This is a genomic window from Tahibacter soli (assembly GCF_025717065.2).
Classification (GTDB): Bacteria; Pseudomonadota; Gammaproteobacteria; order Xanthomonadales; family Rhodanobacteraceae; genus Tahibacter; species Tahibacter soli.
The window spans coordinates 1-18,410 of the sequence record NZ_JAOVZO020000015.1 but is presented as its reverse complement, the minus strand read 5'-3'; the positions used below and the strand labels follow the sequence as shown (position 1 = coordinate 18,410).

General features: G+C 62.5%; 29 protein-coding genes. 2 read left to right on the top strand and 27 right to left on the bottom strand.

Annotation, left to right across the window (positions count from 1 at the left end; all coding sequences use genetic code 11):
* Positions 1-58 precede the first annotated feature (58 nt).
* From OD750_RS10335 to OD750_RS10215, 25 genes are all read right to left on the bottom strand, one after another.
* Complete coding sequence (locus OD750_RS10335) at positions 59-421, bottom strand: hypothetical protein (RefSeq protein WP_263544633.1); 363 nt, start codon at positions 419-421, stop codon at positions 59-61.
* 38 nt (positions 422-459) lie between these two features.
* Positions 460-1,419 carry a hypothetical protein gene (locus tag OD750_RS10330; protein WP_263544632.1) on the bottom strand — a complete coding sequence of 320 codons (960 nt, stop codon included), beginning with the start codon at positions 1,417-1,419 and terminating at the stop codon, positions 460-462.
* Between the two features lie 10 nt (positions 1,420-1,429).
* Positions 1,430-1,666: a hypothetical protein gene (locus tag OD750_RS10325; protein WP_263544631.1), complete on the bottom strand. Its 237-nt coding sequence runs from the start codon at positions 1,664-1,666 to the stop codon at positions 1,430-1,432.
* Positions 1,663-2,115: a phage tail terminator protein gene (locus tag OD750_RS10320; RefSeq protein WP_263544630.1), complete on the bottom strand. Its 453-nt coding sequence runs from the start codon at positions 2,113-2,115 to the stop codon at positions 1,663-1,665. Before OD750_RS10320 ends, OD750_RS10325 begins: the two co-directional genes overlap by 4 nt.
* Positions 2,112-2,627: a gp436 family protein gene (locus OD750_RS10315; protein WP_263544629.1), complete on the bottom strand. Its 516-nt coding sequence runs from the start codon at positions 2,625-2,627 to the stop codon at positions 2,112-2,114. Before OD750_RS10315 ends, OD750_RS10320 begins: the two co-directional genes overlap by 4 nt.
* Before the next feature lie 3 nt (positions 2,628-2,630).
* Positions 2,631-2,852 (bottom strand): HI1506-related protein, encoded by a 222-nt coding sequence (locus tag OD750_RS10310; protein ID WP_263544628.1) that lies wholly within the window; start codon positions 2,850-2,852, stop codon positions 2,631-2,633.
* Between the two features lie 56 nt (positions 2,853-2,908).
* Entirely contained in the window at positions 2,909-3,802 is an 894-nt protein-coding gene (locus OD750_RS10305; protein ID WP_263544627.1) for a Mu-like prophage major head subunit gpT family protein, read from the bottom strand.
* 34 nt (positions 3,803-3,836) lie between these two features.
* Positions 3,837-4,247 carry a hypothetical protein gene (locus OD750_RS10300; RefSeq protein ID WP_263544626.1) on the bottom strand — a complete coding sequence of 137 codons (411 nt, stop codon included), beginning with the start codon at positions 4,245-4,247 and terminating at the stop codon, positions 3,837-3,839.
* Positions 4,248-4,272: 25 nt separating this feature from the next.
* The gene (locus OD750_RS10295; protein ID WP_263544625.1) at positions 4,273-5,355 is read right to left on the bottom strand and encodes a phage protease; all 1,083 of its coding nucleotides are present in this window, start codon (positions 5,353-5,355) and stop codon (positions 4,273-4,275) included.
* A 250-nt stretch (positions 5,356-5,605) separates the two neighbouring features.
* On the bottom strand, positions 5,606-6,226 hold the full coding sequence (locus OD750_RS10290) for a hypothetical protein (RefSeq protein WP_263544624.1): 621 nt from the start codon (positions 6,224-6,226) through the stop codon (positions 5,606-5,608).
* 37 nt (positions 6,227-6,263) lie between these two features.
* A complete protein-coding gene (locus tag OD750_RS10285; RefSeq protein WP_263544623.1) occupies positions 6,264-6,698 on the bottom strand; it encodes a hypothetical protein in 435 nt (144 codons plus the stop codon).
* Positions 6,699-6,722: 24 nt separating this feature from the next.
* Entirely contained in the window at positions 6,723-7,295 is a 573-nt protein-coding gene (locus OD750_RS10280; protein WP_263544622.1) for a hypothetical protein, read from the bottom strand.
* Between the two features lie 19 nt (positions 7,296-7,314).
* Entirely contained in the window at positions 7,315-7,770 is a 456-nt protein-coding gene (locus tag OD750_RS10275) for a phage virion morphogenesis protein (RefSeq protein ID WP_263544621.1), read from the bottom strand.
* Positions 7,767-8,903 (bottom strand): PBECR2 nuclease fold domain-containing protein, encoded by a 1,137-nt coding sequence (locus OD750_RS10270; protein WP_263544620.1) that lies wholly within the window; start codon positions 8,901-8,903, stop codon positions 7,767-7,769. Before OD750_RS10270 ends, OD750_RS10275 begins: the two co-directional genes overlap by 4 nt.
* A 161-nt stretch (positions 8,904-9,064) precedes the next feature.
* Entirely contained in the window at positions 9,065-10,639 is a 1,575-nt protein-coding gene (locus tag OD750_RS10265) for a DUF935 domain-containing protein (RefSeq protein ID WP_263544619.1), read from the bottom strand.
* Positions 10,633-12,288: a hypothetical protein gene (locus OD750_RS10260; protein WP_263544618.1), complete on the bottom strand. Its 1,656-nt coding sequence runs from the start codon at positions 12,286-12,288 to the stop codon at positions 10,633-10,635. The genes OD750_RS10265 and OD750_RS10260 overlap by 7 nt, the downstream gene beginning before the upstream one ends.
* The gene (locus OD750_RS10255) at positions 12,288-12,833 is read right to left on the bottom strand and encodes a DUF3486 family protein (protein ID WP_263544617.1); all 546 of its coding nucleotides are present in this window, start codon (positions 12,831-12,833) and stop codon (positions 12,288-12,290) included. Before OD750_RS10255 ends, OD750_RS10260 begins: the two co-directional genes overlap by 1 nt.
* Position 12,834: 1 nt before the next feature.
* Positions 12,835-13,134 (bottom strand): VpaChn25_0724 family phage protein, encoded by a 300-nt coding sequence (locus OD750_RS10250; protein WP_263544616.1) that lies wholly within the window; start codon positions 13,132-13,134, stop codon positions 12,835-12,837.
* The gene (locus tag OD750_RS10245) at positions 13,131-13,532 is read right to left on the bottom strand and encodes a DUF2730 domain-containing protein (RefSeq protein ID WP_263544615.1); all 402 of its coding nucleotides are present in this window, start codon (positions 13,530-13,532) and stop codon (positions 13,131-13,133) included. The genes OD750_RS10250 and OD750_RS10245 overlap by 4 nt, the downstream gene beginning before the upstream one ends.
* On the bottom strand, positions 13,520-13,753 hold the full coding sequence (locus OD750_RS10240) for a TraR/DksA C4-type zinc finger protein (protein WP_263544614.1): 234 nt from the start codon (positions 13,751-13,753) through the stop codon (positions 13,520-13,522). Before OD750_RS10240 ends, OD750_RS10245 begins: the two co-directional genes overlap by 13 nt.
* A complete protein-coding gene (locus OD750_RS10235) occupies positions 13,740-13,931 on the bottom strand; it encodes a hypothetical protein (RefSeq protein ID WP_263544613.1) in 192 nt (63 codons plus the stop codon). The genes OD750_RS10240 and OD750_RS10235 overlap by 14 nt, the downstream gene beginning before the upstream one ends.
* Positions 13,928-14,068, bottom strand: a complete 141-nt coding sequence (locus OD750_RS10230) for a hypothetical protein (protein WP_263544612.1) — start codon at positions 14,066-14,068, stop codon at positions 13,928-13,930. Before OD750_RS10230 ends, OD750_RS10235 begins: the two co-directional genes overlap by 4 nt.
* Positions 14,043-14,483, bottom strand: a complete 441-nt coding sequence (locus tag OD750_RS10225) for a hypothetical protein (protein WP_263544611.1) — start codon at positions 14,481-14,483, stop codon at positions 14,043-14,045. Before OD750_RS10225 ends, OD750_RS10230 begins: the two co-directional genes overlap by 26 nt.
* Positions 14,480-15,094 carry a transglycosylase SLT domain-containing protein gene (locus tag OD750_RS10220; protein ID WP_263544610.1) on the bottom strand — a complete coding sequence of 205 codons (615 nt, stop codon included), beginning with the start codon at positions 15,092-15,094 and terminating at the stop codon, positions 14,480-14,482. The genes OD750_RS10225 and OD750_RS10220 overlap by 4 nt, the downstream gene beginning before the upstream one ends.
* Positions 15,091-15,363 (bottom strand): putative holin, encoded by a 273-nt coding sequence (locus tag OD750_RS10215; RefSeq protein WP_263544609.1) that lies wholly within the window; start codon positions 15,361-15,363, stop codon positions 15,091-15,093. Before OD750_RS10215 ends, OD750_RS10220 begins: the two co-directional genes overlap by 4 nt.
* Before the next feature lie 838 nt (positions 15,364-16,201).
* On the opposite strand from OD750_RS10215, the gene OD750_RS10210 reads away from it, so the two are divergent.
* Together OD750_RS10210 and OD750_RS10205 are read left to right on the top strand one after the other, a co-directional pair.
* On the top strand, positions 16,202-17,086 hold the full coding sequence (locus OD750_RS10210; RefSeq protein ID WP_272841923.1) for an AAA family ATPase: 885 nt from the start codon (positions 16,202-16,204) through the stop codon (positions 17,084-17,086).
* Positions 17,079-17,729: an HNH endonuclease family protein gene (locus OD750_RS10205; RefSeq protein ID WP_272841922.1), complete on the top strand. Its 651-nt coding sequence runs from the start codon at positions 17,079-17,081 to the stop codon at positions 17,727-17,729. Before OD750_RS10210 ends, OD750_RS10205 begins: the two co-directional genes overlap by 8 nt.
* 26 nt (positions 17,730-17,755) lie before the next feature.
* Here the strand turns inward: OD750_RS10205 and OD750_RS10200 are convergent, their stop codons facing one another.
* Positions 17,756-18,172 (bottom strand): Mor transcription activator family protein, encoded by a 417-nt coding sequence (locus OD750_RS10200; RefSeq protein ID WP_272841920.1) that lies wholly within the window; start codon positions 18,170-18,172, stop codon positions 17,756-17,758.
* On the bottom strand, positions 18,169-18,384 hold the full coding sequence (locus OD750_RS10195; RefSeq protein ID WP_272841919.1) for a hypothetical protein: 216 nt from the start codon (positions 18,382-18,384) through the stop codon (positions 18,169-18,171). Before OD750_RS10195 ends, OD750_RS10200 begins: the two co-directional genes overlap by 4 nt.
* Positions 18,385-18,410 lie beyond the last annotated feature (26 nt).

Genomic DNA, 18,410 nt, shown 5'->3' with positions numbered 1-18,410 from the left:
GCGGTGCCGCTCGTGTTGATGTGCTCACGAGCGACACCGCGCGATCGTTTGCCGATCGTCAGGGCTTGCGCGACCGCTTCGAGTTTTTTGCTTCGACGTCGCGATTGACGTTGTCCCAGAACGTCAGGACGCAGGCCTGCGAGGCGAGCTGATTGACCTTCACGATTTCGACCGGCGTGTACGGCGTGCCGTCGTCCTTCCTCTCGTCGGTCTCGACACCGAACACGTCGACGAGCACGCGATCGAGAAGGCCGACGATGACGCCGCGCTCTTCCTGGTCGCGCTTCAGCGCGTCCTGTTCGTCACCGGGAACGGTCTTGAACTCGGCCTTGAACTCGACGTTCCGCCACGTGCCCGGCGCCGAGCCCGGCTCGCTGTACTTGACGTCAACGGTAAAGTTGTTCGATTTCTTGAGTTTCATGCAGCTTCCTGTTGCTGGGGTCGGAGGGGGCGCCGCGCTTACGGCAGCGTGAGAAATTCGAAGACCAGTTCGTCGTTGCCGCTGGAGCTGGGGACCAGCTCGCCTTTGATTTCGACGGCCGTGTCCTTTTCGTGCTCGACTTCCTGCGGCGGCTCGACGATCTGCGCGCGCAGCAAGGTGCGAACGCCGCGACCGGCACCGGCACCGATGCCGACCGAAGCGACGATCGGCAGGATCGTGCGACTTTTCCACAACGCCCACGCGTTGAGGTTCGCGTGCGCGGGCCGGTAGAAACGCACGGTGAAGGTCGGCTTGCGGTCGCTGATGCGCGCGATGCGCGCCTCGGTGTGCTGCTTCACGGCAAGTTCGTTGCCGAAGTCGACCGACAGCGAAATGCCGTCGACGTTGAAGCCGTTGACCTTCAATTCGCCGTACTCGGTCGTGTACGGCATCGGCTCGACGAATGCGTCATAGTCGAGGTCCGACGGCAAGTCGTCTTCTTCGACGTCGATGCAGTTGCCTTCCAGGCGCAGCTTCGCCGTATACGTCTTGCCGATTTCGTAGGCGAGGCCCGACAGGTTGCCGCGTGCGCCCAGGAGCTTCTTGAGCGTGCCGGCGTGAAAGAAGTAGCTCGACGCCGAGGGGATGCCGCGCGAGATGACGTTGTAGCGCGCGAGCGCCGGAGCCGGCGACGTGACCAGCGTTTCGGCCATGCCGCAGACCTGCAACAGCGGCGACAGCGGCGAAGGTTGGCCGGGCGTCAGCGCGCCGACCATCTCGACTTCGCCTTCGATGAAGCCGCGAATGTTCACCGGCGTGGACGGATCGCCGCCGAAGAACGGCCGGTCGAGCTGGCGTTTGATCGAATCGGCTTGCAGGCCCGAACGACCGTTCATCAGCTGAAACGCGTTCGCCGTAGCGGTCGGCGCCGCATCGGTGTTCTCGACCGTTTCGAGCTTGAGCAGCATCGCTCGGTTTTCGAAAGATTCCAGGGACAAATCGGGCTCCTTACGCGTCGGCCGGCGCGGCCGGGCCGTGGGTGTTTTCGTCGACGGTCGGCGTGGACGGCGCAGCCTTCGGCGCCTTCGTGCGCGCGGCGCGTTCCTTGGCCGGCGGCGGCGATGCGGCGGTGCGCGCGGTCTTGCCGGGATCGGCGACGGTCGGCTCGGTAACGCGCGTCAGCGTCTTGCCGTCGTCGATGTAGCTGCCGCCGGATGACGGATAGCGCGGTCGGGTGTTGCTCATGGGCGGACCTCAATGCGGTAGGACGAGCGATAGATTTCCTGCGTGACCAAGCTGCCGCCCGAATACATCTCGTCGCGGTTCGCGTGGAAGCTCAGGGGGTGAACGGCCGGCGCGCTCGCGGGACGCCGATTGAGCAGCGCGCCGCGCACGGCGCGAATCAGCGCGTCCATCTCGTCGCGCGCGGCGGCGCCCGTGTCCTGCGCGGCGTAGTTGTTGACGTAGAGGACGACGCACAACGACACGGTGACTTGCTGGATCAACACGCCGCCGCTCGCGCCTTTCGGCTCGCTGCCTTGTTCGCGGGCGACGACGTAGGCGGCTGGCAGAACACGCGGCGATTGCTTCAACGCGGTTTCCAGATCGGCGCAATTGCCGACGAAGCGCAGCATCGCGACGGCGCGCAAACGGGCAATCGCATCGGCGACCGGATACGGGCCGACGAAGCTCACCGGAACCCCCGTAGCTCGTCGCCGCCGAACGTCTTGCGACCGCTTTCGATACGCACGTCCAAGGCCGGCGAATCCGCGCTCGACGGATCGGAAACGCCCAGCGTCACCTTGCCGTCGCGGATCGCGTCGAGCAGCCGCAGCGCGTCGTAGTAGTCGCGCGCGATCGGATCGGTCTTGGCGTCCGTCACACGGTCCTTGTGCAGCTCGTAGCGCACGACCGCACGCGCAACGCGCGTCAACGTCAGCGGCACCGAGGCGAGCGGCAGCGACAAGCGCGCGGCGAGGTAGCCGTCCATCAGTTCGTCGGTCTCGACGATCACTTGCGTGATACGCGCGAGGGCCGCATCCGCGCTCGCCATGTCATCGGCGTCGTAGCTCGACCGATCGCCGCCGCGCAGCGTGCGATCCATCAGCTCGGCGTCGACCACGGCGCGATGCTCCGTGCTGGCGACCTGTGCAAGTTCGCGCGCGCCGGGCTTCTCCGCCAGTTGCAGCGGCGTGACGTACGACATCGCTTAGCGGACCTTCTTCGCCGGTTTGTCGCTCGACGCGGCGCCGGGATCGTTCTCCGGCTCGTCGGCCGACAGCACGGTCACCGCCAGCATCGATTCTTCGGCGATGGCACGCAGCTGCGGCTCGGTCAGCTCGCCGACATGGAAGTCGCGACCTTCGCGCGTGAACACGAAACCGGCACGGCGGAACTGATCGCACTTGGATGCGATGCGCAATTTATACATGGGGGTCTCCAGCGCTCGCGGCGGACGCCGCGAGCGCATCAGCGGCGGTGGTGAGATCAGGCCATCCAGGCCGGTGCGCGCACCTTGAGCTTGCCGGCCATCACGTTCGACGCGCCGTTCGCCGCATAGATCGCGGTGACGAGTTTTTCGGCGGCGGTTTCGAGCACCGGCGGCACGACGAGGATGTTCGGCGTGATGCCGAGCGGTCGGCCGCCGTCGCCTTTCTGGCTCTTGATCGTGGCGATCGCCGCCGACAGCGCGGCTTCGTCGAGTGTCTGTTTCGACGCATACGCCATCTGCCAGAAGCCGAGGCCCACATTCCAGCGACCATCGACGCCGAACACGGCTTCGTTCTTCTCGAACACGTTATCGTCGTTGGGCTGATTCTTCGCGACGAACGCCGGGCGCTTGCGCATCTGCAGAATCAGCGGCTTCAGCGCGCGCGTCGTGTCGAGCACGAACCACGGCTGGCCCGAACCGCCGCCGAAGTTGCTCACCGATTGCACGCTGCCGTCTTCGCCGACGACCGGGTGATCGGTGTCGAAGAAGTATTGCTGGTCGTAACAGCGCGTAGCGAAGCCGTTCTTGAGCAGCCCGAAAACGAGCTGGTTCGGATGCGTCTTCGCGGCGCGGCCGAGTTCGGTCATCAGCGGCGTATACGTGCCGTACTGGTCGTCTTCGATCACGGGCACCGGCACGGCGACCGTGTCTTCCCACGACTTGTTGCGGATCGTGTAGCCGTGCTGCTGCAGATTGTTGATCTGGCGTTCGCCGATCCACTCGCGCATGCCCGGAATCTGGCCGAGCCAGCCGTATTCCTCCGAGCCGGTCGTCGACGGCACTTCAGTCGCGATTTCCTCCCACTCGCTCGGCGCGCCATCGAAACCGATCTGATACGCGGTGCGATAGGCGGTGTTGAGCGTGGCGAGATTTTGACGGGTGATGATCAATGCGTGTTCCTCGTGTTGGGTAGGCGGACTGGGCTCAGAACTCGACCCAGACGCCGACCGCGTCGACGCCGCGCACGACGCCAGCAATGGAGCGCGTACCGCCCGCGTCAGTCTTGGCGACGGTCTGGTCGTCGGCCACGTAGCAGTTCGTGCCGTAGTCGCCGTTCGTGATCGCGTCGGCGGCGGCGGAGTTGGAAAACGGGAAAATGCCGCGTTTGATGCGCACCGAAACGTCGCCGGCTGCGCCGCCGGTGTTGTCGACGGTTTCCTGAGCGACGCCGACCGTACGTTTGCCGGTGGCGGTCGTACCGGCTTCGGCGTAGCCGGTCGCGGCGAGCACGGCGATCGTGCCGGCATAAATCTTCTTGCCCGCGCCGACCCCGAAAACGAACTCGGTATTGCCGGCGCGGCGAATGGTGTTGCGTTCCTGTGTGGCGGCAGACATGCGTAACTCTCCGTGTGGCGGCCGATCAGGCCCGGCGGTTCTTGGCGAAGTCGGCCGGCGCGATGCCGGCGGCGCGGCAGATCGCCAGCTCGTCGGCGTTGAGGCCGTGCGCGTTGGGATCGGCGTTCGGCGCAATGCCGCGCGTCTGCGTGCCGGAAAGCGCCGCGATCGGCTGGGCCGTCTTGAGGTAGGCGCGAAGCTGCGCAACGTCGGACTTGCCGAGGTCGCGCGCCCACGATTCGAGCGCGGGCAGCAGGCGGCCGTCGGTCAGCGCGTCTTTGACGAGCGCGTCGACATCGCGTTCGGTGTTCTCGGACTTGAGGGAGGCGATTTCCGTGCGCAGCTCGTCGACGGCCGCGCGCGGCACGTACTCGGCCGGGTCGGGCTTGGTCGCATTGGCCTTCTGGCGCAGCGACGTGCATGCGGCGACGACGGCTTCGCCGTCGGCGTCGGCGCCGAGGCCCAGCGCGGTACGCACGCGGTCGGCCGGCACATGCTTGGCCTTGAGCGCCGTCGCAGCTTCGTCTTCCGTCGCGTTGGCGTGCAGCGACAGCGCGGCGATGACCGCCGCGAGCAGTTTATCCATGGGGGTTTCCTTCGGGGGTTGGAGGCGAAAGCTCGCGGCGGCGCGCAACGCGACGGCCTGCATGCCGTCAATCGCCGGGTTGTTCGTCAGCGCGCCCATCACGAACGCGAGCACGTCGCCCGTCTTCGGGTCGTAGCGGATGACGGGAGAGAAGTAGCGGTATTCGCCGTCGGCGATGTACTGGCGAGCGCGCGCCGTCAGCTCGACGTCACCGAACAAGCCTTCGCCTTCGCGCCAGACGAGATTGCGAAACCAGCCGGCGGCCGGCGCCGGCTGGCCGTTTTCTTCGGCCAGCAAGGTCTGGTGTTCGTAGTCGAGTACCGGCGGTGTCGCCAGTTGCTGGAAAGCCGCAATGACCCGCGCAGCCTTGGCGGCATCGATATGCCACGCGTCGACGGACATCTCGCGGCCGTCGCGCGGCCGGAACGATCCGGCGGGGGTGAGCTGGATTGCGACGAGCGGGGAATCGCCGAGCGTGGGCAATGCGAACGCACAGGCGGCGATCGCGATACCCGGTGTCACGGCCGTGAGTACGGCGATGCTCGGGAGGGAAGACGCGACCCCCATCCTGCGGGTCGGTCGTTCGATTGCGTGGGGAGTGAGGTCTGCGCCGGTCATTGCCGGCGTAGAGTGCTACTTTGGAATTAGGGAGAGAGTTTCACTGCTGTGAAATCGGCACCCGAGGCGCTCGCAGTACAAACCGGATGACCAAGGAAATCCACGTTCAAGTGTGGCGCTTGTGCAGGCGAGCAACTTGTGGAAAAGCGGTGATTCAATTGCGAGGTTTAAAAGAACCGGCGGAGTCTGGTTCCGGCGGTGGAAACAGCGCACGAACAGCCCGGTCATCAGATCTGAACCACTCAAGGCCAAGTTCTAGCCTCATTTGCAATAGAAGATCGTGCAAGATTTCTGCTGGATCACGCAGTGACACGGGCTCGGGCGGAAATTGGTGGAACTCATCACGGAAGACGAAGTAAATTTGCGAATATGGGTCCAGAAACTCGATCGTCAGCCTGACAACCTCTTTCGATCCAACGATCCAAGAACCCAAGTTTGCCGAGGCCATTGCATCGCGGTGACCTTTGGGGTTGCGCACATATTGACCGACAAGGGCAAGGATGGACTTGTAGTTTTCTTCCTTGCGCCTACGTTGTTCCGCCTCAATTTCGCGGACTCGGTTTAACGAGTGCGCAACGATTGCTGTAGCTATACCCGCGGCAGCCGCGAGTACAGCCACGGCTAGCTTCACAATGTTGTCAGAAAGGGTGACCATCGCATACAAGACAGCCCCTCCGCCCACAAGCAATGCGAGCCCCCATCCGACCAGAAAAGCGATGCGGTCGCCAGATTGTCGCCATGTGAACCGCGAATACATTCTCTTTGTCATCTTCACAAAAGGTTCCCCCAATTGTTTGGAAGGGAGCGTTCATTTAGATGTCCCTTCTGTCACGAAGAGCATAGATCGCCGCCCCCAGCAAAGGTACAAGTCCGAGAAGCGCATAGAGGGGTTCCCATCGGCCGTCGCCGGTAACCCCCCAAACAATGCCCACGCCCGCCGTTACCAACAAAAGTAGAAGTGTCGCAATTTTTCCCGTCGAAAACCTGTTCGGGGGATTGCTAAGGGCCTGACGACCTTCCTCGGTCAGTCCTCGCACAACAGCATGCTCGTAGACCCCAGTCGCACGGGTAGTCTGCCCTTGCGCCTTGAATCCACTCACATATCCCTTGCGACTCAGATAGCTCAAGCACTCGACCTCTTCGTCAAACCGCTGCTGCTCTTCCTCGGTCTGGCCATCCAGCTGGAAGAACTTTTCACCGGCAGCAATCCTCTCCAGCAATTTGCGTCTCAGTTCGACTCTAGCCATGTGCTTACCTCAGAAATGCGCCTTTCACTTTATCGCTTGAACGAGCCAGAAGAGCGCAAGTAGAACAATAGGAACTTGCGCTGTCATCAAGGCAGCTTCTATCTGGGCCCGACGAAAGCTCTTGTCGGCTAGCGCATTCCCGTTTTGTGCATTAGGGTTGCGAAGCTTCCTCCGCGAGTACCATCGAGCCGGCCAGAACAAGGCGCTGTCGAGTCGCTGCATCACACGCGCCTGATAGCTCATCGACAGATCCGATGGGCTGCCGTCCCCCTCGACTTCGGATTCGGCTAGCGCTTTGTCGACATCTAACGCTGCGACGACCGTAGTAAACATCGACAGATATCGTTGAATTCCGTGAAGTGCAAGGGCACCGAGGTAGATATATGCAGATGTCTTTATCCCGCTCACGAGAACGTACTTTTCCAGCTTGTCGATGTTTGCCACGATAACGCCGATCGCCGCCCCAGCGCCTGCCACGAGCCAGCCAGCGAAATCAAGCGCCGCCCTGCTAAGACTCGTGGTCATCGGAACCAGCATTCTGTTCACAACTCGGTCCGACGCGTCCACTTTGCGCTTGTATTGCTCGATAGGCTGCATGCTCTCGCTCCCAGCAAAACTAAAGTGAAGCTTGCACAAGGTTCTCAACGATGATTCTGCTGACCCGACGTGCGTCCTCGCTGCTTATCCCCAAGTACGGTCTAGGCAAAATTGCGGCGGCACCTGGCGCCATATTCGAGCTTCCGCCAAACTGATGAATTGCAGCGTACTCGCGGTCTGCGCCGATTTCCACAAAGCCATCAGTCGCCTCAAGCACTGCGATCCCGCCACGCAAGAACCCATCCTCTATGAGCTTCTTGCTGCCTTTCTTCCGCGCCAGCGTCGCCGGCTTCAGCTCCACCCAGGGGTTGCCGTCCGGATCGACTTCATCGTCAAACCGTTGCAACGTCGACCGCACAAGCTCGTAGCCGATTTCCAGCATCAGCGGTCGCGTGTTCGTCCCACGCTTGATCAACTCGGTCAACCTGACGCGAGCGGCGGCATCCTCCCACTCCATGACGAAACCGCCGCTCATTCGCTGCGCTTCCATACGAGCAGACCTTGCCGCGCCAACGCGACGGTGTCGGCATCAAAGGCTAGGCGCAGCCAGACGCCACCGGCTGTCGACTCGGCGACTAGCTCGACCGGCTGGTTGTCGTCGAGCGTCACCGCCTTCACGAAGCGCCGCCGCAGCTCGTACCGGCCGCGTGCGTTGACGATCCAGTTCGTCCAGATTTCCGCCGGCTGCTCGATCAGCTCGCGCAGCAGCGGCAGGAACCGTTCGCGCCCGCCGAGCCGTTCGGCCGGTGCGTCTAGCCAATGCTCGACCACACGATCGCTCAATACGACTCGGCCGCCGTTGGCGTCGGCCAGTACGGATTGTTCGCCGTAGAGGTCGCGCCAAACGTTCCTTATAGATGTCGGGTCGGAAGTCGCGGGCAGCGGCGAGGCGACAGCGGTGTCGACCGGTAGCGCCGGCAACGCATTGCCTCCAGCTGGGGCTGTGCCGGGGGGCGACCAGCCGCCATCGGTCAAGTCGCGCAGCGCGGTATCCGCAATCGGACGGCCCCACGCCGCCTCGCCGACGTTGTACTGCCATTCGGGCCGAACATCTCCCACGCCGGCCGGCGCGGTATCCGGCCCGTCCTTGCCGAGTTCGCGCAGACGTCGCGCCGTCGCCGGCAGCACGTCGCAATGGCACCCCCAGCCGTTCGGCGGGAAATGCACCTGCCACCACGGATCATCGTGTCGCAGGATCAGGCCGCTCCAAGCCTTGTGTTCCAGACGCGGGTTGTCGCGCGTGAAGTGGCGATACTCCCAATACGGATGTCGCGCGAGCATGTCCGGGTCGGTGAGCTGCGCGTATTTGCCGGCCATGAACGACGTGCGGACGTTCGTGTCGTAGATGACCTTCGTGCGCCAGTTACGCGAGCCGGTGTGCGCCCAGCCGTGCCGCGCGACAATGTCGTCGAAGCGCTGGCGGAACTTGCCAAGACTTTCGCCGTCGCGGATCGCACCGTCGACCGCCTGCCGCAGATCGGCCAGCAGATCGGCCTTCATCGCGCCGGCAACCGTAAAGGCGCGCGCATGCTGGCCTTGCCACAGGTCGCGCCACGTCGCCGACGGTACGTTCGCCTTCTCGCCGAAGTATCGAACGGCTTCGGGCATCGTGCGGAAGTTGCCCCGAATTTTCGGGGTCGGCGAATCGCCCGCCAGAACCGCCTGGAACCCCCTGGCTGCGACTCGGATACCCCCTTGAGGGTTCGAACGCAGCAGCGGTCGTTTTGAAGCGGTTTTAAACGTCGTTCCGGGTCGGCTCGGCGACCCCATCAGACACCCCGGCCGGACGATTGCGACTTCACGACCGATCGACCCGCCAGATCGGCACCCATGAGCGCCTGACGCATGAGCGTCTGCAACTGGTCGGTCGGCAGCTCTTCAAACTGCGCGAGCAGCGCATCGCGAAATTCTTCCAGCGACGATGCCGACGCGAGCATGCCCCGGATCTGATCGACCCATTCGGCAACGATCGGATCGGCCGCGTCCTGCAGCAGCTCGGACAACGTGTCGGTGATCGCGTCGGCGCGCTCCGGCTGCGCGGTGAAGCGAACCTGCGCCGTCGCCGCTGCGGTTGCCGTCGCCGGTGCCGCCTTTGCGAACGTCAGGACGGCTTCGCCGTCCTTGGGCTTCGGCACGCGCAGCTGCTGCCGCGCCCAATCGACAGGCACGTCCATTCCCATCTGTACGAGCTTCGGCAGCGCATCGGCATACAGCTTCAAGTCTTCCGGCTGCCGCGTATTGAAGACGAGGCGCGGCGAACGTTCGGGACTGTCGGGCGCGAGCCCGTTCAGCACCGCGACCGGATAGATCAAATCACGCGTCACCGTCGCGGCCACCTGCAACGCGTCGGAATCGCGCAGATCGATACGCACGTCGTTGTGTACGTTGCCGAGCGCGTTGGTGTTCGATCCCCGGTCGGCCTGACTGGTCAGCGTGCCACCCAGAATTGCCTTGCTCTGCGTGCGCTCGCACCAGTCCAGCATGACTTCGAACGCCTTGGCGTCGCCGTTGGCGATGTCGTGGAAGTCGACTTCCATGCCGGCCGGGATGATGCCGGCGGCGTTGTGGCCGATGTGCACGAGCGCGCGCATCAAGGTGCGCTTGTCCGCCTCGGTCGCCCCCGACGGGTACTTACCCAGGCGCATCGGGATACCGTAAATCTCGAGGAATTCCGCCAGATCGCCGACCGAGTAGTTCTTGAACACGAACGGCCAGATCAGCACGCGCATCAGCGCCGCGCGCTCGATGTAGCCGGACTTGGCGCGATGTACGTGCGTGATCCACCCGAACGGGTTCAACGGCGCGCCGTCCGCGCTGTGGTCGCGCAGGCGTATCTCTTGCCGACTGCCGCGGTGGAGCTGGAACCAGGTCTGCGGCCGATGATCGATCGCGAGCGGCAGCCAGCTGCGGCCGGTACGGCGCCACTCGATTTCCAGGCAGGCGAAACCCTTGCCGATCGCGTCGGTCGCATCGAACAGCATCGTCTGCCACCCGGCGATGCCGGCGACCAGTTCGGCCACGCGCGCGGCGGCGGTGGATTCGGCGGCCGTCGGGTTCAACGGAGGTTCGATCGACCATTCAAGGCCCGCGACGGCTCGGCGGCGCTTCCCCATCTCGGAGGCGACGTGGCCGTCTTTCTCCTCCATGTCTTCGAATGCTTCGTACTGCGCGCGGATGTCGCCTTGCTCGGCGTCGTCAAGGATGCGCGCGAGCTTCGACGGCGTCAGGCCGCGCGTCGGGTGTCCGGCGAACTCGCGTTGCAGATGCACCATGCTCGCGGTCTGCGGTTCGTCGAGCGTGCGTTGTTCGAACGGCCGGCCGTAGCGGTCGACGATAGCTACCATGTGGAAGGTTCCGCGATGTAGAAGTCGTCGTCGACGTCGTTGCCGATGACGTTGTCGAAGCCGCGCGAACGCGCCGGCACCGGAATGAAGGCGATTTGCGCCGACAAATTCAGGCTCGCGAAGTACGCGAGCGCCGTTGCGATGGCGACATCGCCGTGCCGCATGAGGTCGGGGTCTTTGATGTCCTCGCGACGGATCGCCGACACCATCGGAATGCCGTCGACGTCTTCGATCGCGCGCAAGTCGTCGGCGACGCCGTCGTCGCGTGGCATAAAAATCACGCCGTCTTCGAACGCCTGCACGAGCTTGGGCATCCAGGCGCCGTACCACGCGCGCGACAGCACGACTTCCGCGATATGCGGTCGGCCAAACTTGTCACCCGTGTATTCGGCCAAGGTCTGGCCGGCGCCGGTCGCGTCCATCGCGCCGCCGCAGCGATTCGGCAGCGCGTCGACGATCGCCCACAGAATCTGTTCCTGCTGCCGCGTCGGCACGTTGTGCAGCTCGACCACGAACGGCACATTGCGCGACAGCGTGTGCGTGATCTGCATCGGCACGATCGCCGAGAAGTCGCGATGCCGCGCGAAGTCTTCGCCAAACACGGTCTTGAAGCGTGGATCGAACAGCCGAAACAGCGGCTTCAACTCGCGTTCGATCCATTCGCCGATCAGCGATTCACGCTCGTGATTCGGCTTGGCTTGGAACGGGCTGTCGAGCGCGAGGCGCAGCACCGGGCGAACCTCCGGCATCGCATTCTCGATCCAGATGCCCGGAATGCACCGGCCACCACCATCGCGCGGAATCGCGTCCAGCTCTTCGCGCATCGCCGCTTTGCGCGCGCCATAGCCGTTGCGGTTTCTCTCGTACCACGCGCGCTTGCCGTCGACGCTCGGCGTCCAGCCTTTGATGAGGCAAACGCGCTCGTACAGACCATTGCCGACGGCATCGTCGAAGGTCACCCGAAAGACGACGGCGTCATCCCCGTAGCATCCGTTCTCGATGTCCTTGATCAACAGATTGAACGGGTTCCGAATGCCGTTGTGCGAACTGATGATGACGATTTCGCCGCCCCAGATCAGGAGCGCCGTAGCAGCGTCGAGCACGCCTTGCACGTCCGGATGGAACGCCGCTTCGTCGATGATGACGTGACCTTGCAGACCGCGAATGTTCGCCGGCCGCGACGACAACGCGGTGATCTGGAAACCCGACGCAAAGCGGATGCGATAGGCCGTGATGTACTTGGTGCGGCCGTCGTCGTCCTGATCTTCGAACAGGAATTCTTCGATCCGCGAATTGCCTTGTCCCTGCGCCTGCGCGATCACGCGCGCGAACTTGGCGCAGTAGCCGACGAACTCTAGACCCTTCTCCTTGGTGTCGCCGATGTAATAGACGTTATCGCCGCCGGCCGACTTGCGCGACGCGGCGGTGATCGTCTTGTTCAAGGCAAACGCGAACGTCATGCCGGTGCGTCGCCCCTTGGGGACAACGAGGATCGAGGCGCGGATCGCCAAGCACTGCACCTGATGCCGCATCAGAATGCCGTCCGCGAGCGGATCGAAGCCGTTCGGAATCTCGCGCGCACGCGGCGGCAGTTCGTCCCACTCGACGACGCGTACCGTACTGGCAAGGGGCTTGGTTACGTCGACCATCACTGAATCCCCAAGACCTTCTCGCGCCAGAAGCGCACCTGCGCGTCGTCCATGCCTTGGGCGCGTGCGGTTTCGTCCAGGCGCTCGGCTTGCTCGCGCTGCAACTTCTCGCGCGCGGCCTGTTCGATCGCCTGTCGTTCTTTGAGGCTCAGCGTGCGCGCCGCGATCGTGTCCTTGGCGGCGCGCGCGAGCTTGCGCACTTCGTCGATCGATACGTCGTCGCGCTCGCTCGCCGACAGCGCGGCGTGCGTCGCCAACGTCGTGATGGCCTGGCACAACAGCGCGCCGGCCTTCTCGTCGGGACTCTCGCCGAGTTCGCCGACGACGGCGCGCGCGACGGTGTCGATATCGCGCATGCGGCCGGTCAGCTCTTTCAAGCTGACTTGGTAGCGGTGCAGGCTGCTACGACTCGGCTCCGCCGCCGGGAACCGCGCGCGGATGTCCGCGAGCATTTCATCGAGCGTCAGTTGGTCGTTGCGGAGCAGCTTTTCGATGTAGGTGCGTGCCTCGGCCGGGAGACGCGAAATCGCGGACTTGCGCGGCACGTCAGCTGCCCGGCCGCGATACGCCCGGCACGATTGCACGGCCGCGCGCGACGTCCTGGCCGCGCTCGCCGAGCGTCGCAACGATCACCGGGCCGATATCGTCGATCGTGAGCAGGCGTTGTTCGGCGAGCCAGTGCAGTTCTGTCTTCACCTGATCGCGGCTGATGCTATGACCGAAGTGATTCAACGCGACCGTGATGACGCTGCTGTTCGCGCGGTACTCGATCTGTTCGTTCAGGACGCGCAGGATCACGAGCCGGCGATCTTCGGTCAGACGTTCTTCGAAAGTCTTTGTGCTCATTTGGACTCCAACAGATGCGCTTGGATCGTGCGCACCATTTCCAAGGTCGCTTCGCTGCGCTCGGATACCGCCGACACTGTGCCGTTGATGTCGCGCAGCTCGCGCTGGATTGCTTGCAGGTCGTTGTGCGTCGGCATGTGGCGCACGGTCGTTTCGAGCACGGCGACGCGAGTGCCGAGCGCGGCGACGTTGGCCGTCAGCGCGACAAGCTGCGTGGTCGTCGTATTGGCCGTGTCGCCGAGCTGGCGACTCAGCTCCGCGTCCTTGGCCTTGAGCGCGTCCAGCGCTTTGTCGTTGCGACCGCGCACCCACAGCCAGACGTTCACGCCGACGCTGCCGAGCAACACCGCGATCTGCACCGATCGCAATACGTTGTCGAGCGAATCTAGCGAGACCATGCGAAGCCTCGCGTACGCCGTGCGCTCTCGTGTGCGCAGCTCGCGCAATAATCCGTCGCGCCGAGCACGCGCAAACGCTCCGCTTCGATCGGCTCGCCGCATTCGGTGCAGGCGTCGTCGGCGGTGCGCGGCGACTTCGGCGGCATGCGCGCGAGCGTCATCTGCAATGCGATTGCGCGGTCGCGTTCTTCGGCCGCCTGCGCGCGGTCAGCTTCGTCCATCTTTTCCTCTTTCCAGCAGTGCGCGCAGCTCGATGGCGCAGGCACGCTTCACGCGCGCGTGCATGTTGAGCAGGCGTTTTTGATCAGGGGTTGTTGTTGCACGGCCCGCGTCGCGTTCGAGGTCGCGCGCGTCGTTGTTCCATTTGTCGATCAGGTCGGCGGGCTTGTGTGCCTTCATCGCCGCCACCACGCGCGGCGCCAAACCTGCCACCAGCGCGCGGCCGGTTCTTCCGGCGTGGTGACTTCGTCGATCAGCGCGTTCAGGCGCCGCGCGACCTTGTGGTATTGCTCAGCGGTCTCCGCGTGGTTCGCCATCAGGGCCGGCAGCGCCGCGCTCTTGGCCGCCGGCAACGTCGTCGGTGCCTTCACCAGCAGCGCAGGTGTGAACGCTGCCCGGTCCCGCGTTCCAGCGGTTCCAGACGCACAACCCGACAGGGCCGATATCGACGTGCTCAAGGTCAGGACGATCAGCCACGACGCGAGGCCACCAATAGGGCAGCGCGCGGTAGAACTGGTCGACGGCTTCGCGCTCTTGCTCATAGCGGGCTCCGATGATTTGGCGGCGAGCGGTTTCCTTCTCGATCGCGGCGGCGTCGGCGCGGACGGCCTTCAAGTCGGCCTTGGCTTCGCGCCAGCCGCGCGCGGTCCAACCGCCCGCGAAGCCGGCGGCGACGACCGCCGCCGCCAGCGCGTAGGAAACGAGAGGTTGTGAAAGCGTCGGGAGCTTCATGGACACGCCGCCTCGCCGGGCCAGCCGGCGGCGATGTAGGCCGGTTCGAACCGCCTCAGAATGCGAGCGACGTAGGAGCGGTTCTCGACCATGTGCGCGGCGCCGCGCCCGGATTGCTTCTCGACGTGATCGAACCAGCGAGCCGGGTCGGCTCCCTTAGCCGATGCTCGTGCACGATCACGATAAACCCACGTCAAACCGCCGTTGTAGCCGGACAATGCGAACGCCCATTCGTCACAGACGGTCGCGCCGTCGACGCGCTGCAACAGCCATGCGTCGTAACAGGTGATCGCGCGCAGCGACCAGCCGGCATCCCACGGATCGGGCGGGCCGACTTCGGGGCATACCGTCGGCAGCCATGCGGCCGTGGGCGGCGTGAACTGCGACAGGCCCTGTGCGTAGGCACTTTCGGCGGTCGGCTCCCAGGTGCTTTCGGCGTGAATCTGCGCGGCGATGCGCGCGATCGGGGCGTCGAGGCCGAATCGCGCCACGGCTTCGCGTTCGAGTGCGAACCGGTAGCGTGCCGATGCTTCGGGGATGCGCACCGGCGACGCGGCGGCAGCAAGGGCGCTCGCTGCGACGAGCGTGATAGCGACGAGCAGGCGCTTCACGGCGTGAACGCCGCAGCGAGGATCGTCGCCGACACGATCGCGGCGCGGCGCTTCCACGACGTGCCGGCTTCCACGCCAATCAGATCGTGCGGACGGGCGTAAGGAAAGATCAGCCGGTCAATCCAGTAACCGACGTAGCCGCCCATGCCGAGCTTGGCGATGCCCCAGACAGTCAGGCCGACCTTCGCGGGGTTGAGAAACGCCGTGATCGCGAACGTCACGACAAACAGAACGAGCAGCGGGCTTGCGCGCAGCTTGTCGCGCAGCATCGCCGGTAACCGGGTCTTGGGATTCATCGCGCCTCCAAAAAGGCGCGGGCGGCGTAGGAGTCTTGAGGAGGGCCGCCGCCCGCGCGACGCCGGGACGGGGGAGCTACCCGGCAGTGCTAGAGTGCGCGGTGTGGACTATGGGAGGAGTTTCACTGTCGTGCCATCATGATGGCGCGCCCCTTATTCGCCCATCAAAAGAATGCGGCGGCCGGACAGGCGGAAATGAAGCTTGATAGTCGAAATTTTAGCGGGATTCGATTATAAGCCTCGTACACCACCGGCTCGGATTCGCTCAGTAGAGCGTATTAGCTGTTCGAGGGCTTATTCTCCTTTACCTAGTCTGTGCATGAAAGGATCGAAAATGCTGCGAGCATACAATTCTCGATTGCGGACCTATGAATTCGTGCATTCAGGCGACGCGCGCCAAATAGGCGCTAACACATATACGATAATTGTCGGCCGAAATGGCACAGGCAAAAGTCGGCTGCTGCGATCCGTGGTCACGTGCCTTTTGCACAACATCACAGACGATGGATGGTTCGTGCGCGAAGATCGTGCGCACTTGAAGCCTGATTCCCAAGAGTATTTGGATGTCGAGCGCGCACCTACTCGCATTATTTGCGTTTCAACTAGCCCATTCGATCGATTTCCGCTCCTGCGTCGAGATTCCTTCCTAGAGCACTATAGCTACCTAGGCTTGCGCGGACTGCCCAGCGCAAATTTGGGCATCGCATATATGTCGCGAATCGTTTCGACACTACTGGCAACCATAGACAAAAGCCCCGAACAAGCGGAGGCCGTAATACGGACACTGCAATTTTTACAGTACGATGGCTCCATGAGTGTCATATTCTCGGCTCCAAACGAAGAAATTCTTCACGGCTTGATGTCGCCGCATCCGGATCGATTCCTCGCCGATTACCTAATTCGGCCAAGACCCATGATGTTCTTCGCTGACCATCTCTTCGGCCTTCGCCAGCTCGACACCGATAGGCACAAGCTTGAAGAAGTAACCGAGGCTTTGTATCGAATGCGCTTGCGTTTGCCTCGCGGCCCCACTGAGATTTCTATTGGCCCCGGTGGGATTACCGGCGTGTCCGGTGCATTGGATGCACAAAAGGATATAGTTTTGCTTGCTTGTTCCGGACTGATGAGGTTGAGGCATGTGCTGCTCTACAAGGATCTCGTGCCGGTGAAGCTCAGTGAAACTAGTTCGGGTGAGCAAGCAGTTATTCTGGGCCTACTTGGAATTAGTAGTCAGATAACAGAGAACGCACTCGTTTGCATTGACGAGCCCGAGGTATGCCTGCATCCTGCTTGGCAAGAGCGATACATTGATCTTCTCTTTCATGCATTTAGCATGCGCCGCGGCTGTCACTTTTTGATCGCTACGCACTCGCCACAAATCGTTGCGCAGATTCCGGACGGCAATTGCTACGTTATGTCTATGGAGGACGGGATTGCGAAGCATGCGCATGACTATTCTCGTCGATCTATTGACTTTCAACTGGCAGAAGTGTTTGAAGCTCCGGGTTATAGGAACGAGTACCTAAATAGAATTGCTTTGAATGTATTTGCGAAGGTTTCAAAAGCGAAGCGATTCGACGATCAGAGCCGCCAGGAGATCAATGCGCTTAGAAAATCCCTCTCCAATTTGGATCGACTTGATCCACTCCGTGATTTAATTGCCGCTCTCGAAGAGATGGTAATAGCGTATGGCTGATATCAAAAGCGCGGTCAAGTATTCGACCGAAATGCAGCAGCTTATCGCAACCAAACTCGTTGACGTTGCTTTTTGCTATCGCGACTGGAGCGGGGACGAGCTGGAGGGTTTGCGACACTATATACGATGCCACTATCGCTCAGTGCAACTTGGGGTGTGCGCGTATTGCAAGTGCAATGTTTCATTGCACTCGGCAGCAAACTGCCATGTTGAGCATATCGCGCCGAAGTCGAAATATCGGATGTTTATGTTTGAGCCAAAGAATCTTTGTGTTATTTGCGCTGACTGCAATTCAATTAAACGAGAACAAGAAGTGCATCAGCAAGAGCCCGACACGATCTCGGGCCAGAAAGAACGCAAGAGATACCCTCGGGCAGGAAGCGCATTTCTAATCGTGCATCCGCATTTTGACACCTATGACGATCATATTGAAATATTTGGCCAATTCTACGTTGACAAATCTGACAAAGGACACTTCACCATTGGCGCCTGCAAGCTGAACAGGAAAATGCGTATGTTTGGATGGGATGCGGCATATGATGCCGATATCGCTGCGGAGTGCGCAGAGTATATGGACGCCAAAACTCCAAACGACAGGTCTAAAGCCTTGCGAGCAATTCGAAAGAAATTGGCCGTGCTGTAGGTAATTGCAGCCCGATGACTGCGTTGCTACTGGAAGAGCCGCCCCTGCATCTTCCGAAGACGTCTTTTCCGTTCCCTGGCGAGCAGCTCATAGAACTTTGTTGTCGTCATTCCATACTCGCGCGCTAGCACGTTGGTGTTCCGACCATCATGCCTTCTGTATGCTTCGCTATCGCGAACAGCCTTGCGCATCGCATCGCCGCGCGGCAAGTAGACGACGGCCCCGCCAAGATAGTCCGCGATGAGCACGGCACGCGCGCTCGCGTCGCGTGCTGCGGTTTCTGCGTCGGCGCCAGTTTTCCGTGCGTACGCGAACAAAACGTCGTACAAGTCGACTAGCCGTTGCGGCCAGCGGGACTTATCGGCGATCACCTCGCCGCCACGCTCGATCAAATCGAGAGGGTCACACGTCAACGCGTCGAACATCTCGCCTTGTCCGCTCATACGTTTTGTCCCGTCTTGGATTTCGCTTCGGCGACGGCGTTCTGATACTCGTCGTCGCTCAAACGCCCGTGTTCGAACAACTGCCGCAGCCAACGCAGGTGCGCCTCTGTCGGGCTTTCGGCCAGCCGCGCCGGACTCGGACCGACTGCCGCGCGTGAACGCGCGACCGTCTCGCGCACCTGTTCGGCCTTCGCATCGATCTTTTCGGCCAACCCGAACACGACAATGTTGCAACAGT

What these genes read in the sequence shown, in the direction of transcription:
- OD750_RS10335 (WP_263544633.1), bottom strand. Translation starts at nt 421, where the DNA reads ATGAAACTCAAGAAATCGAACAACTTTACCGTTGACGTCAAGTACAGC.
- OD750_RS10325 (WP_263544631.1), bottom strand. Translation starts at nt 1,666, where the DNA reads ATGAGCAACACCCGACCGCGCTATCCGTCATCCGGCGGCAGCTACATC.
- OD750_RS10315 (WP_263544629.1), bottom strand. Translation starts at nt 2,627, where the DNA reads ATGTCGTACGTCACGCCGCTGCAACTGGCGGAGAAGCCCGGCGCGCGC.
- OD750_RS10310 (WP_263544628.1), bottom strand. Translation starts at nt 2,852, where the DNA reads ATGTATAAATTGCGCATCGCATCCAAGTGCGATCAGTTCCGCCGTGCC.
- OD750_RS10300 (WP_263544626.1), bottom strand. Translation starts at nt 4,247, where the DNA reads ATGTCTGCCGCCACACAGGAACGCAACACCATTCGCCGCGCCGGCAAT.
- OD750_RS10285 (WP_263544623.1), bottom strand. Translation starts at nt 6,698, where the DNA reads ATGGCTAGAGTCGAACTGAGACGCAAATTGCTGGAGAGGATTGCTGCC.
- OD750_RS10280 (WP_263544622.1), bottom strand. Translation starts at nt 7,295, where the DNA reads ATGCAGCCTATCGAGCAATACAAGCGCAAAGTGGACGCGTCGGACCGA.
- OD750_RS10275 (WP_263544621.1), bottom strand. Translation starts at nt 7,770, where the DNA reads ATGAGCGGCGGTTTCGTCATGGAGTGGGAGGATGCCGCCGCTCGCGTC.
- OD750_RS10270 (WP_263544620.1), bottom strand. Translation starts at nt 8,903, where the DNA reads ATGCCCGAAGCCGTTCGATACTTCGGCGAGAAGGCGAACGTACCGTCG.
- OD750_RS10265 (WP_263544619.1), bottom strand. Translation starts at nt 10,639, where the DNA reads ATGGTAGCTATCGTCGACCGCTACGGCCGGCCGTTCGAACAACGCACG.
- OD750_RS10260 (WP_263544618.1), bottom strand. Translation starts at nt 12,288, where the DNA reads ATGGTCGACGTAACCAAGCCCCTTGCCAGTACGGTACGCGTCGTCGAG.
- OD750_RS10250 (WP_263544616.1), bottom strand. Translation starts at nt 13,134, where the DNA reads ATGAGCACAAAGACTTTCGAAGAACGTCTGACCGAAGATCGCCGGCTC.
- OD750_RS10245 (WP_263544615.1), bottom strand. Translation starts at nt 13,532, where the DNA reads ATGGTCTCGCTAGATTCGCTCGACAACGTATTGCGATCGGTGCAGATC.
- OD750_RS10240 (WP_263544614.1), bottom strand. Translation starts at nt 13,753, where the DNA reads ATGGACGAAGCTGACCGCGCGCAGGCGGCCGAAGAACGCGACCGCGCA.
- OD750_RS10235 (WP_263544613.1), bottom strand. Translation starts at nt 13,931, where the DNA reads ATGAAGGCACACAAGCCCGCCGACCTGATCGACAAATGGAACAACGAC.
- OD750_RS10230 (WP_263544612.1), bottom strand. Translation starts at nt 14,068, where the DNA reads ATGGCGAACCACGCGGAGACCGCTGAGCAATACCACAAGGTCGCGCGG.
- OD750_RS10225 (WP_263544611.1), bottom strand. Translation starts at nt 14,483, where the DNA reads ATGAAGCTCCCGACGCTTTCACAACCTCTCGTTTCCTACGCGCTGGCG.
- OD750_RS10215 (WP_263544609.1), bottom strand. Translation starts at nt 15,363, where the DNA reads ATGCTGCGCGACAAGCTGCGCGCAAGCCCGCTGCTCGTTCTGTTTGTC.
- OD750_RS10210 (WP_272841923.1), top strand. Translation starts at nt 16,202, where the DNA reads ATGAGTGTCATATTCTCGGCTCCAAACGAAGAAATTCTTCACGGCTTG.
- OD750_RS10205 (WP_272841922.1), top strand. Translation starts at nt 17,079, where the DNA reads ATGGCTGATATCAAAAGCGCGGTCAAGTATTCGACCGAAATGCAGCAG.
- OD750_RS10200 (WP_272841920.1), bottom strand. Translation starts at nt 18,172, where the DNA reads ATGAGCGGACAAGGCGAGATGTTCGACGCGTTGACGTGTGACCCTCTC.